8 protein-coding genes are annotated in these 13,078 nt (G+C 49.4%); all 8 read right to left on the bottom strand.

Features of this window, described 5'->3' with window-relative positions; translation table 11 throughout:
• Positions 1–8: 8 nt before the first annotated feature.
• The 8 genes from rimP to ACQY6Y_RS07265 all read right to left on the bottom strand — a co-directional run bounded on the left by rimP (position 9) and on the right by ACQY6Y_RS07265 (position 12,950).
• Positions 9–509: a ribosome maturation factor RimP gene (rimP, locus tag ACQY6Y_RS07300; protein ID WP_428379657.1), complete on the bottom strand. Its 501-nt coding sequence runs from the start codon at positions 507–509 to the stop codon at positions 9–11.
• A 167-nt stretch (positions 510–676) separates the two neighbouring features.
• Positions 677–3,247 (bottom strand): leucine--tRNA ligase, encoded by a 2,571-nt coding sequence (gene leuS, locus ACQY6Y_RS07295; RefSeq protein WP_428379656.1) that lies wholly within the window; start codon positions 3,245–3,247, stop codon positions 677–679.
• 175 nt (positions 3,248–3,422) lie between these two features.
• Positions 3,423–4,934 (bottom strand): IMP dehydrogenase, encoded by a 1,512-nt coding sequence (locus tag ACQY6Y_RS07290; RefSeq protein ID WP_428379655.1) that lies wholly within the window; start codon positions 4,932–4,934, stop codon positions 3,423–3,425.
• 108 nt (positions 4,935–5,042) lie between these two features.
• Positions 5,043–6,350, bottom strand: a complete 1,308-nt coding sequence (locus ACQY6Y_RS07285; protein ID WP_428379962.1) for a glycosyltransferase family 2 protein — start codon at positions 6,348–6,350, stop codon at positions 5,043–5,045.
• A gap of 56 nt (positions 6,351–6,406) precedes the next feature.
• Entirely contained in the window at positions 6,407–7,423 is a 1,017-nt protein-coding gene (locus tag ACQY6Y_RS07280; RefSeq protein ID WP_428379654.1) for an RluA family pseudouridine synthase, read from the bottom strand.
• The gene (lspA, locus tag ACQY6Y_RS07275) at positions 7,416–7,925 is read right to left on the bottom strand and encodes a signal peptidase II (RefSeq protein ID WP_428379653.1); all 510 of its coding nucleotides are present in this window, start codon (positions 7,923–7,925) and stop codon (positions 7,416–7,418) included. Before lspA ends, ACQY6Y_RS07280 begins: the two co-directional genes overlap by 8 nt.
• A gap of 10 nt (positions 7,926–7,935) precedes the next feature.
• Positions 7,936–10,761: an isoleucine--tRNA ligase gene (gene ileS, locus ACQY6Y_RS07270; RefSeq protein ID WP_428379652.1), complete on the bottom strand. Its 2,826-nt coding sequence runs from the start codon at positions 10,759–10,761 to the stop codon at positions 7,936–7,938.
• Between the two features lie 419 nt (positions 10,762–11,180).
• Positions 11,181–12,950, bottom strand: a complete 1,770-nt coding sequence (locus tag ACQY6Y_RS07265; protein WP_428379651.1) for a hypothetical protein — start codon at positions 12,948–12,950, stop codon at positions 11,181–11,183.
• Between the last annotated feature and the right edge of the window lie 128 nt (positions 12,951–13,078).

Genomic DNA, 13,078 nt, shown 5'->3' with positions numbered 1-13,078 from the left:
CTCCTGGTCTACTTGCGACCCTCGGGGGAACCCGAGGCGTCGAATTGAGGTTTGATAGTACAACGACCAATTTCATCAAGATTAAATGCATGCTCACCGTCGTCGCAGCTCAGTACAACCTGCCCAGAGCGCATGCCGACAAGCTCACCTGTAAAGCGACGACGACCTTCGTGTGCACGAAGCACCAGAGAGACACGTTCGCCAGCAAACCGCTCAAAATCGCAAGCACGACGAAGCGGCCTATCTAAGCCCGGAGAAGATACTTCAACGGTATAGGAGCCAGGAAACGGATCAACCTCATCAATAACCTCGTTAACCCATGAACTGTGGGCAGAAACTTCATCAAGGGTTATTGGGGCAGCATCTTCTTGTGCATGATCAATCCGCACACGAACACACGGCGCCTTAGTAGCACCCACAACCTCAACATCTACAATGTCGGCATTATGTTCCGGTGCAACTTGTTCGAGCTCGGTAAGAAGCCGTTTCACAAGACTCTCGTTGGCCACATGCACTCCTTTCGGCCTTACAGACAAAAGGAAGCAGGGCAAACGTGCACCCCACTTCCTCCTAATCCAACAAGCTATTGTGTGTAAATATACACGCACAAAAGAACGTGCGTCAAGATTACTTATTACCTGCACAGGTTATCTGTGCAGGTAATTATCGAAATAAACTAAACCGCCACAATATTCACCAAACGGCCTTTAATGACGATCACTTTCTTGATTTCTTTACCTGCGAGCTGCTCAGAAACTGCCTCACGTGCAAGAGCGCCAACTTCTTCATCAGAGGCTGAAGCACTCACTGTGATACGTGCGCGGACCTTACCCTTAATTTGAACAGCAATCTCGACCTCATCGGCTTTAGCCGCCTCAGCATCAAACTCAGGCCAGGCTGCATTGTAAACAGAGCCCTCCTGATCAAGCGCTTTATGCCAGAGCTCTTCAGCCCAATGCGGGCAAATCGGAGCAAGCATCGTCACGATTGCATGTGCAACAGCAAAGCAAAGCTGAGGATTGCGTTTATCAAGAGCTACCTCATTTACATACTTAGAAGCAGCGTTAGTAATCTCCATCACAGCAGATATAGCCGTATTAAACTGACCACGATCAAAGTCTGTTGTGCACTTTATGCCCATAGCGTTAAGTGTGCGCCACAGCTCTTTGCCGCTTGCATCGAGCTTAGAGACGTCCACCGAGCCCTCTGATGCGTTTTGAGAGAGCAGCCACACTACACGCCAAGCACGTTTGATAAAGCGATTAGCGCCAGCAACAGCCTCTTCGTCCCAGTTAAAGTCCTTCTCGGGCGGAGCGATAAAGAGAATTGCAAGACGCATGGTATCCGCACCATAGGGCTCAATCACCGAAGAGGGTGGCACAACATTACCCTTGGATTTTGACATGGTGTCACCATTGGCATCCTTCACCATACCCTGGCAAAGGAGGTTCTCGAAGGGCTCATCAATATCAATCATGCCAAGGTCGCGCAAGACTTTGGTAAAGAAACGACTGTAGAGCAAATGCAAAATAGCATGCTCAATACCGCCAATGTAGTTATCCACCGGCATCCAGCGATCCACTGCTTCCTTAGAGAACGGAAGCTCTTCATTATGAGGATCGCAATAGCGCAGATAATACCAGCTTGAGCAGGTAAAGGTATCCATTGTGTCGGTTATACGCTTAGCGGGACGTCCGCACTTTGGACAGGTCGTCTCATAGAAGGGTGCATATTGAGCAAGTGTCTCGCCGGCACCCAGATCAAGTGTGTCAGGCAGCGTAACAGGAAGATCTTCATAAGGAACGGGAACGTCACCACAGCAATCGCAATGGATCATAGGAATGGGGTTTCCCCAGTAACGCTGACGGCTAATAAGCCAGTCGCGCAAACGGAACTGCACCGTCTTACGACCAAGACCTTGCTCGCCAAGCCAATCGATAATTGCATCGACAGCCTCGGAATGCTTGCCGCCCTTCATGCCGGTAAACTGCCCGGACTGCACCAGATAGCCTTCGGCCTCCATTGCATGATCCCAGTCAACCGAAGTTACCTTAAGCTCACGCTCATCCTTGAGTTCCTCGTAAAGCGGATCGTCTTTCTCACAGATAATCGGTGCGATCTCCAGGCCATACTTTTTAGCAAAATCGAAATCGCGCTGATCGCCGCACGGAACACCCATGACGGCACCGGTGCCGTAATCCATGAGTACATAATCGGCGACCCAGATAGGGGCAGGACGGCCATTAACGGGGTTGATTACATAGCAGCCAGTAAATACGCCGTGCTTTTCGCGTTCGGAGCCCTGTCGATCTACGGAGGAAACCTTCTCAGCCGCAGCTTTAAGCTCAAGGAATGCAGGTTCATACTCCGTACCAGCAACCAACTCTGCCGCAAGCGGACTCTCGGGCGGCAGCAAGAAGAACGAAACACCGAAGAGCGTATCAGGACGTGTGGTAAAGACGGTAATTTTGGTATCGGTGGGAGTTATGCCATCGGTATCAGCAAGGGTAAAGTCGATCTCTGCACCCTCTGAACGCCCGATCCAGTTTGCCTGCATAGCACGAACACGCTCAGGCCACTTACCTTCAAGCTTCTTAAGATCATCGAGAAGCTCTTGGGCATAATCAGTAATTTTGAAATACCACTGAGAAAGAGCACGCTTCTCAGGAACGGAGCCACACCGCCAGCATTTACCATCAACGACCTGCTCATTTGCAAGAACTGTCTGGCAACCAGGACACCAATTGACAGGAGAATTGTCGCGATAAACAAGACCCTTTTCCCACATCTTAAGGAAAATCCACTGGCCCCACTTGTAGTATTCAGGGTCACAGGTATTAAACATACGATCATAGTCGTAGGAAAAGCCCATGCGACGCATAGTTTTAACTGCCTGCTCTATATTCTTATGCGTCCAGACGCTAGCCTGAGTATTGTGCTTAATTGCAGCGTTTTCTGCAGGGAGACCAAAGGCGTCAAAACCCATGGGGTGAAGCACATCAAAACCGCGCATGCGAGCCTGTCGAGCCATTGCATCACCAATGGTGTAGTTGCGTGCATGACCCATATGCAGGTCTCCCGAAGGATACGGGAACATCTCAAGCACATACTTCTTGGGTTTAGAGGGATCCTCATCGGTCTTGTAGAGCTCTTCTTCTTCCCAGATTTTCTGCCACGATGTCTCGATCTTCTCGGCATCGTAAGAAGGAATCTCAAAGGAATTGGTATGTTTAGCGCCGTCGCACATAGTGCCACTCCCTTATTCGTGCAAACGTTTAACCGGGTCATTGTATAGCAATACGTTGTCTTTTGCTGAAAAGCATCAAGATAGAAATGATACCGCTATACGAAAAGCCGCCCTCACAACCTCAGGAACATTTCCTGTGGAGATGAGAGCGGCAATATAAGTATGTGCTGTTGGTTTAGTGATAGGTAACGCTATGCTGGGAATCCTTTACCACAACGTCGTGGGCTCCACCCTCAACAATAGAGGTTGCTGAAACAAGGGTAAGACGCGCCTTCTGCTGCAGCTCTTTAATCGTACGTGCACCACAGTTGCACATAGTGGACTTAATTTTGTACAGCGTGTTGCGAACGCCCTCTTTAAGCGAGCCAGCATACGGAACGTAGGAATCAACGCCTTCAACAAAACCAAGCTTGCTGGCACCACCCTGGTCGTAACGTTGCCAATTGCGAGCACGTGCGGAACCCTCGCCCCAGTACTCTTTCATATACTGACCGTTGACATTAACGCGTTCGGTTGGGCTCTCATCGAAGCGAGCGAAGTAGCGTCCAAGCATCATAAAGTCAGCGCCCATAGCCAGAGCAAGCGTCATGTGATAGTCATAGACAATGCCGCCGTCAGAACAAACTGGGACGTAAATACCCGTTTCTTCATAGTACTCATCACGTGCACGACACACATCAATAACGGCAGAGGCCTGGCCGCGACCAATACCTTTGGTCTCACGCGTAATGCAGATGGAACCGCCGCCAATACCAACCTTTACAAAGTCAGCGCCACACTCAGCAAGGAAACGGAAGCCATCAGCATCTACAACATTGCCAGCGCCAACATAGACTGAATCGCCATAGGCAGCACGTATCCACTCAATGGTGCGCTTCTGCCACTCCGAGAAACCCTCGGAAGAGTCGATACACAAAATGTCTGCACCGGCATCCACCAGCAGCGGAACACGCTTCTCATAGTCACGCGTATTAATGCCTGCACCAACCATATAACGCTTGTTGGCATCAAGCAGCTCGTCAGGGTTGGATTTATGCTGATCATAGTCCTTACGGAATACGATACCCATCAAGTGGTCGTTCTCATCAACCACCGGAAGTGCATTGAGTTTATTCTCCCAGATGACATCGTTGGCACGCTTAAGGGTAATGTCCTTGTCACCAACAATGAGCTTCTCGCGAGGGGTCATAAACGTCTCTACAAGAGCGGAGTGGTCATCACGTGTAGGACGATAATCGCGGCTCGTAACAATGCCCAGAAGCTTGCCATGAGGGGTTCCATCGTCAGTTACCGGCATGGTGGAGTGGCCAGTCTTAAGCTTGAGATCCATGACTTGCTCCATGGTCATGGTTGGTGTAAGTGTTGAGTCAGACTGAACAAAGCCTGCTTTGAAATCCTTGACAGCCTTTACCATAGCAGCCTCAGCTTCGGGTGTCTGATTGCCATAGATAAAAGCTAAACCGCCCTCCATTGCAAGCGCAACGCCCATATCGACGCCTGAAACAGACTGCATGATGGCGGATACCATAGGGATATTCAGGCTAATAGGCGACTCTTCACCACGCTTATATCTCACAAGAGGCGTGCGTAAAGAAACATTGGCGGGAATATTCTCCGCCGAGGAGTAACCTGGAACGAGTAGATACTCAGAGAACGTATGGGACTCCCCTTCGAAGAATGTGGCCATGCCCACTCCCTTTCACTAAAGAAAATACATGCACTTACATCAAAACTGTACTGATAGAAGCATCGTGCACAGTTTGTTGAACAACAGTTTCAGGCGATTGTAACGCACTCATACCGAGGCAGCCGGGCCCGTTTCCTCAGAAGTGCCTTCGGACATAACCTCATCAAACGTTACGGCCACAGAATGCTTCGTGGGGACCCACTCAACTTTCATAAACAGCGCCGCAACCGTAATTGGAATGTAGGTCATCATAAACAGCGGGAAAGTAAAGAGATTAGTAAAGAGACGCCACCGCTTCGTACAGTGGAAATGTTTACGTTCTGACACGGTAGTGATAATCGCCAAAATAAAGAAAACGAAATACATAGAGACGAACATCATAATGAGCGAGCCAGAGCACATAGATACCTCAGCAGGGGTTACTAAAAAGCCGCTGCTCAGCCATCCCACAACAAGGTATGTTGCGTTCACAAAGAACGAAAGCAGGGTCAAGATCATGCCGGGCGCAATTGTCATAAGCATGTCATAGGAGCTGAAAAGCCCGCGCCCCATACCCTTAAGAAGGTCGCGACCATACGAGAAGAATACCTGATAAAAGCCCTTAGTCCAACGGATACGCTGAGTCCAAGATGCCTTAAATGTGAGGGGTTGCTCATCAAAAAACTCGGCGGGAGCATACCCAATTCGGATGCCATTGGCCGCGCAAAATGTAGAGAACTGAATGTCTTCTGTAAGTGTATGAAAATCCCATCCATGCATACCGCGAACAATGCGCTCGGATACCATCCAGCCAGAACCTGAAATAGCGCAACTTGTTCCACATTGCATACGAGCATTGTTAAGGAACTTAGCCTCGCGGATAAACCATGTAGCATACGCCGAAGAAATCCAACTTGAATCAAAGTTCTTAGAGTTGCGATAGCTTGTTGCAACAAGATATCCCATATCAAAAACTTGGTTCATGATGCTCACGTAGTTTGGCGAAACAATATTGTCGGCATCAAACACGAAAAACGCCTCGAAGCGATCACCATATTCATTGAGAATGCGATTAAAGCCATAGTCCATTACCCAGCTCTTTCCCTTGCGCGCTAGGTCATTCCTTTCGTAGACTATCGCTCCGGCTTTACGCGCCTCTTCTGCCGTATTATCAGTACAGGCATCGGCTACAACAAAAGTCTCAATAAGGTGAGCCGGATAATCCTGAGCCTTAATGGAGCGCACCAGATTGCCAATAACTTCCTCTTCGTTGTGCGCCGCAATAAAGAAGGCATAGCTATGCTGCTTTTTTGCAGGCGGAAGCTTTACATCTCCGCGCTTAAATACCAACAGGATGTAAATAAACTGATAGAGATACGCCAACGTAAAGAACAAAAAGAGTACGAAGTTAAAGATAACAATTGGCGTGATTGCCATACGGTTGAACTCGAACACAACCAGCCCCCTCATCAGGCTTAGAATCCGGGTTTGTACTACACACCGAGCAATGGAACGATTTGCTCCCCCACCTCAGTGCGTCCAAGTGACCTGACAGAAAGTGATTTTAATACACTCAGAAGGTCAGACGGTAGACAGTCTGCAAGCTCCACGACCTCACCTGTTACCGGATGGTCGAAGCGAATATGCCATGAATGTAAAAACTGCCGCTCTAAGCCAAGGTTACGCATGCGATCGCCCCGACCATAGAGTTGATCTCCTACCACATGATGACCAATATGACGCATGTGTACACGAATTTGATGTGTGCGTCCCGTGTAGAGATGACACTCAAGCAAGGTGTATCCATCGTCACGCCTGAGCGCTTCATAGCGTTCAAGCACACGAAACGTGGTAATTGCTTCCCGCGCACTTACATCATCTGAAACGGCCATTCTCAATCGATCGCGAGAAGAGCGCGCAATACCGGTGTTGATAGTTCCTTCATCCGCAGCTACATAGCCATGCACTAAGGTTACATAGCGGCGATCCAATGTGCGCAGACGAATGAGATCCTGTAAGGCGCGCTGGGTTTCATCATCTTTAGCAGCGACCATAAGACCTGAAGTATCTTGATCTAAGCGATGCACAATGCCAGGTCGATCTTCGCCTTGAAGTTTGCCAAGGTGGTTATACCCACAGCGAGCAACCAGCGCATTTGCAAGAGTGTCGTCAATATGTCCAGGGCTGGGATGACATACTAACCCCGCCTGTTTTGAAAGGACTAATAAATAATCATCTTCAAAACGAATATCTAATGGAATGTAGGGATTGGGACGCAGTGGACCTTCTGGCTCATCGGCAACACTCCACGTTGCACGAATGCGATCCCCGAGAACCACATGCTCACTTTTTGATGTGGCAAGGGTATCGTTAATCGTGACATCGCCAGCTTCAATAAAGCGTGCACAGGCACTTCTTGATGGCAGGCCTTCTTTATGAGCAAGGAACGCATCGAGACGCATTCCATCGCTCTCAGGACCAACAAGAAGCTCAACCGTACGGCTAGCCACGCTGACCTCCGCTGTCTTTCTTACTATCCGATCCCTCTGACTGCAGCCACCAAAGCAGGAGTGTAAGGACAACTCCACAGGTAATAGCAATATCTGCAACATTAAATATAGGGAAATCAATAAACTCTGTTGCAAAAAAATCCGTAACGGCTCCCAGACAGACCCGATCAATGAGATTGGCCAGGCCGCCGCCCACCACAAGACCAAGACTACATACCAGACTCAAAGAGAGTGAGCTATCGAGCGCAACCCAGATAAGGACAGCCATACATACCAGTACCGCAATGCCAACAAAGAGCCATTGCGATCCTTCGCCCATACTGAAAGCAGCACCGGTGTTTTCCGTAAGACGAAGACCGAGAACCCCCGGGATAAACTCCCGAGGGCCATCGGCCAAATAACTTCTCATGAACTCTTTACTTGCCTGATCGAGAACAAGTACAGCCAGTGCTACTGCAACCAGAACGGCAATACGGACAAAAGCATGTTGACGTTTAGCCATCAAAGGTTGCCTACTTTTGATCTGCCACTGCATGGCTGCAGCGTTCGCACAAACCATCTTCTGTGAGCGTGCGGAAGTTCCAGCAACGCGGGCACTTCTCACCGTGCGCCGGTTCAACGACACAGCTGAGCTCATCGCCGCAGTTCAGTACTACTTCTGAGGCAACAAAAGGCTCTGCAAGATTGCAGCCAAGTTCGCCTGTCAGCAGCTCATAAAGATCGGAAGGCACAACCAGCTCCGCGCGTGCAGCCTGCGGGGTCTTCTCAGTAAGAATACCGTCGGCAAGAGCAGTCTCATAAGCCTTAGTAAATGCGGCACGAGCCTCGACTACAGCCTCATAAGCAGGTAAATACTTTTCGTATTCCTCAGCAGTCCAAGGAGCAACATACCAGTCAAGCAGCGCAGCATACGTCTGGCCGTCACGCATGGACTCGGGCAGATGTGCCATCACCTCATCGGTGGTGTATACGAGAATGGGCTGCAAATCGTGCACGAGCATCATCAGAATTTGAGCCCAGACAGTAAGTGCACTCTTACGTTCAAAACCATCGCGCTCGCCACAGTAGACACGGTCTTTTGTAGCGTTGAGGTATCCATTGGAGAGGTCGCCGATGACATAGTCATACAGCGTACGGTAAACCTGGTTGAAGCGGTATGCCTCGTAGGCACTGCTCACCTGATCGTGCACTTGGCACATGCGGGCCAACACGAGCTTGTCATAGGGCATAAGCTCGTCAAACGGCACGCCATCAACTGCAGGATCAAACTGATCTTCAATCTCACCCAAGAGGAAACGAAGCGTGTTGCGGAAGCGGCGGTATGCCTCGCCCACATGGTTAAGAATGGTGTCATCGCACGGAACATCGGTTGAGGTGTCCACTGATGCCACCCAGAGACGCAAAACGTCAGCACCACGCGTATCGCATTCTTTGTTTGGATCAATAACATTGCCAAGGGACTTAGACATCTTGCGGCCCTGACCATCAAGCGTAAAGCCCTGCGAAACTACCGACTTGTACGGCGCCACACCATACGCACCAACAGATGTCATGAGAGAACTCATGAACCAACCACGGTGCTGATCAGAGCCCTCAAGATACATGTCTGCCGGGAACTTCAGGTTATCACGATGACGGCAAACAGCAGTATGAGAAACGCCGGAGTCCCACCACACATCAAGAATGTCGGAGTTTGCCTTGAGGTGATGAGAGCCACACTTCGGGCAAACACCAGCTTCGCCAAGATATTCGGCCGGATCCTCGGTGAACCAAGCATCCGAGCCCTTCTCACGGAAGAGCTTAATGACCGCATCGAGCGTGTCGTCATTCATGACAGTTTCGCCACAGTCGGCACAGGTGAAGGCAGGGATAGGAACTCCCCAGTTGCGCTGACGGCTGATGCACCAGTCGGGACGACCTTCAACCATCGAGCCAATGCGCTTGATGGCGTGAGAAGGATAGAACGCTACCTTTTCAAGCTCCGACAGCGATTGCTCTCGCAAAGAACGACCATTCTGAAGAGGTTTATCCATGGAAACAAACCACTGGCTTGTAGCGCGGAAAATAACTGGCTCTTTGCAGCGCCAGCAGTGTGGATAGCTGTGATTAATATCCTCATGCAGAATGAGCGTACCGCGCTCCTTAAGCCACGCAATGATTTGGGGGTTAGCCTCATTAACCTCCATGCCAGACCAAGGGCCACCGGTACCCATGGTATCGCCCACAAAGAAATGACCATCATCATCAACTGGCATTACCGTGGGAATGCCAAACTTCTGGCCTGCCAGATAGTCGTCCACACCATGACCAGGAGCACAGTGAACAATGCCTGTACCATCATCAAGTGTGACGTAATCGGCGTAGATAAACTCGCCCGTCTCGCCCTGATCGCCAAAGATCGGTTGCTTATAACGATTGTGGGCAAGCTGTTCGCCCGTGGCACGCCATGGCTCGCCATTCTCCATACGTACAAGCTCAAGCTCACCATAGCCGAATTTCTCTACCAGACGCTCGGCGAGAGCCTCTGCCACAATCTCAGCCTGATCGTTATGGATAAGTGCAACGTAGGTAGCCTCTGGATGACAGATCACTGCATCGTCTGCAGGAAGCGTCCAAGGTGTCGTGGTCCAAATATCAACCCAGAGACGACCAGCCCACGCCTCGAGGCCTTCAGGAACGGTGGTCATCTCAAAACGTACGAAAATGGCCGGGCTTACTTCATCGCCATACTCAATCTCAGCTTCCGCAAGAGCCGTATGGCAGTGACTGCACCAATGAACCGGCTTTGATCCACGATAAATAGCGCCGGCATCATAGATAGCTTTGAAAATCTCAATATCGGTCGCATCGTAATCATTCACATAGGTGAGATACGGATTGTTCCACTCACCAAGCACGCCCAGACGCTTAAATCCTTGACGCTGCGTATCCACTTGCTCAACTGCCATTTTGCGGCAAAGCTCACGAATTTTTTCAGTGGGAAGCTCATTGAACTTCTCGGTACCAAGCATGGTTTCCACCTTGTGTTCGATGGGCTGACCATGGCAGTCCCAGCCAGGAACGTAAGGCGTCTGATAGCCACGCATAGACCAATAGCGATTGATGATGTCTTTTGAGATCTTATTTTGCGCGTGACCAAGGTGAATGGGGCCATTAGCGTACGGAGGACCATCATGCAGCACAAACTTGTCGTGTCCTTCGTTTTTGGCAATCATTTGCTCATAGACATGATTCTCATCCCACATCGCAAGCCGCTTTGGCTCATTTTGAGCAAGGTTTGCCCTCATGGGGAAACCAGTCTTTGGGAGATTAGTTGTCTCCTTGTACTTGTTTGCCACGCCTGTTCCCTTCCGATCGTTCAACGATCTTTATGTTCGGGCACTAAAAAAGCGCCCGTCCCTCCTGCTGGGACGAAGCGCCTGCGCAACTTCGCTTGTGAACCACCCAGCGAGCGGAAAACCGCCATACTCGGTTGGCCTGTATCGGTGGCCACACCGGCGACGTCTACTTGCACGTATTTGTGCTTTCGGGCCGCAGCTCAGGGGTGATTTTCATTAAGACACAACCGCGAGTTCCCACCATCCTCGCTCTCTGGAGGTTGTGCAACCTTAACTACTCTCCCCATCATTGCCTGTCGATGCATAGTAGCACGTTTATGCCATCATTACGAACCTGGTTACAAACAAACAATGTTTCAACCCAACAGAGAGTTTGTTCACCCTCTAGGCTAAAACGTTATTTGCTTTCAAGCAGCAATTTACACCACCTGATAAGACCATACAGAGACAGGTCCTTCAGTTTGGCTGCCTTCTCCCAAATTTTCTACCTGCGTAAGCTTCACAGATAAACCGGTGTGTTCTTCAAGATATGTTCGAATCATTTCCGCTTGATCTGCGGTGCTCACACTCACTGCATCCGACTCAAGCAGACGCTGGGCGATAAAGCCATCGGAATTCGTGAGATCACGCTCAGAGAGCATGTTTTGCCAAGCAGGTGTGTATTGCTCATAGCCGCCAAAGAAAATTGCATTGTCCGGATGATCCCACGTCTCAAAAGCAAATACATCATAGTTGGTAAGAACTCCCTGCGTGTGAGTAAAAAGCACATCTTGAGTTGGATGGCTGTCTACATACTGTTGGGCCCGTGGAGTAAGGTCGAGATTCAACTCGCGCTGTAAAGGCAAAGCGTATTGGATCTCTATGAACACGGTTATTGCTACATAGGCAACAACACCGGCATAAGAAAACAGCTGAACAGCACGGGACGTTTTATGCTCTGCACGAACGGAAGCCTGTTCCGTACATCCCACATAACAAGCAGCAATAACTGCAAAAAGAGCAATAACGAACAGAGGAAGCACCACTTGCATAAGCACGCGAGCGCGCAGATATACCACCACATACTCAAGCAAAAGCATGCCCGGAATCGAAAGGACAAAAATACGACGAGATTTAGTCAGTCCCAACAAATGAGTAAGCAGCAGCGCCGTTGCTGTTATCACCATAACAAGGAACAAAATGAAGAGGGTATATGCCTTTCTTGACATCACCGCAGCAATAATTGAGGAGAGCCCGTAGGAGGATACCGCATCTCCCAATTCATTAAATAAAGGCAATGTATACACATCGGAGTCTACGAAGCAAAACTCATAAAGCATCGCTAAGTCATTGCGAGAAATCTCGGGCACCGCATGCGAGGCAGCTTCGAGGGATAGTTGGGGATAATCCGCAATTGAGCGTGCTGCGTTGGAAAGCGCGAGAAACGATTCCCACCCTTCAGTAACATTCCAAGCTATATGCCCTGCTATATACGAGAGCGCCATAAGAACAATTACAGCAGCTGCCATAATCATGGTGCGTTTATTACGCGTTTTTATAAGTGCCCACACAACAAATGGAGCAAACATCACTGCTGTCGAAAGGCCAGATTCCGGACGCAGTGAAAAACCCTCAAAAAGCAAGAGGTAAGCACTTAAATCGCCCAGAAAGAAATGGTCGGGACGCACAAAAGCTGCGCGCGCGACCACCCATCCAGCACCTGCTGCAAATGCAAGGAAAGCAACAACCGTATATGTAAAGTACAAACACGTCATTACCTCGCAACATATGAGCGCAAAACCAATTACGAGTTTTTGCATACACGGCACATTCAGTTGCCAGGCAAGACAATGTATGATGACAAACGAAGCCGCTGTCATGAAGAACAGTACAAGCGGAAACCACGGCACGCTGGGCAGCAATTGATAAAGCGCACAGATCGGTGCACTAAAAGGTATGGTTGAATAGAGCATCAAATAGCCAGGCGTATGAAAATATGCTCCTCGCGCGTATAGATCCTGCATAAAATCGTCTGGCGTTGCATATTTTGGAACCTGCACAAGGCAGACAATAACCACAACAGCGAGACACAACACCCATATGCCAACGAGCTGTCGCCATGAAAACTTGTGTACCGGCGCTTGGGATAGAGCTTCAAACGAGATACTTTCTGCATCCGACTGTTTCTCACAAACCCCATTGTTTGTCATGAAATCTCCAATTTCATACCACTGAGTAGAAGAGATGACGCAATCAACCAACCGATAATTAATTGAAGCATATACTGAATAAATTAGACAAATGCTTGATTAAACATGCATGTTGAATACATGAGGCG

The organism is Olsenella sp. Marseille-QA0557 (assembly GCF_965119725.1).
In the GTDB taxonomy this organism is placed as follows: domain Bacteria; phylum Actinomycetota; class Coriobacteriia; order Coriobacteriales; family Atopobiaceae; genus Coprovicinus; species Coprovicinus avistercoris.
Note: the sequence above shows the minus strand (reverse complement) of the source record. Positions and strands in the feature narration are given on the sequence as shown.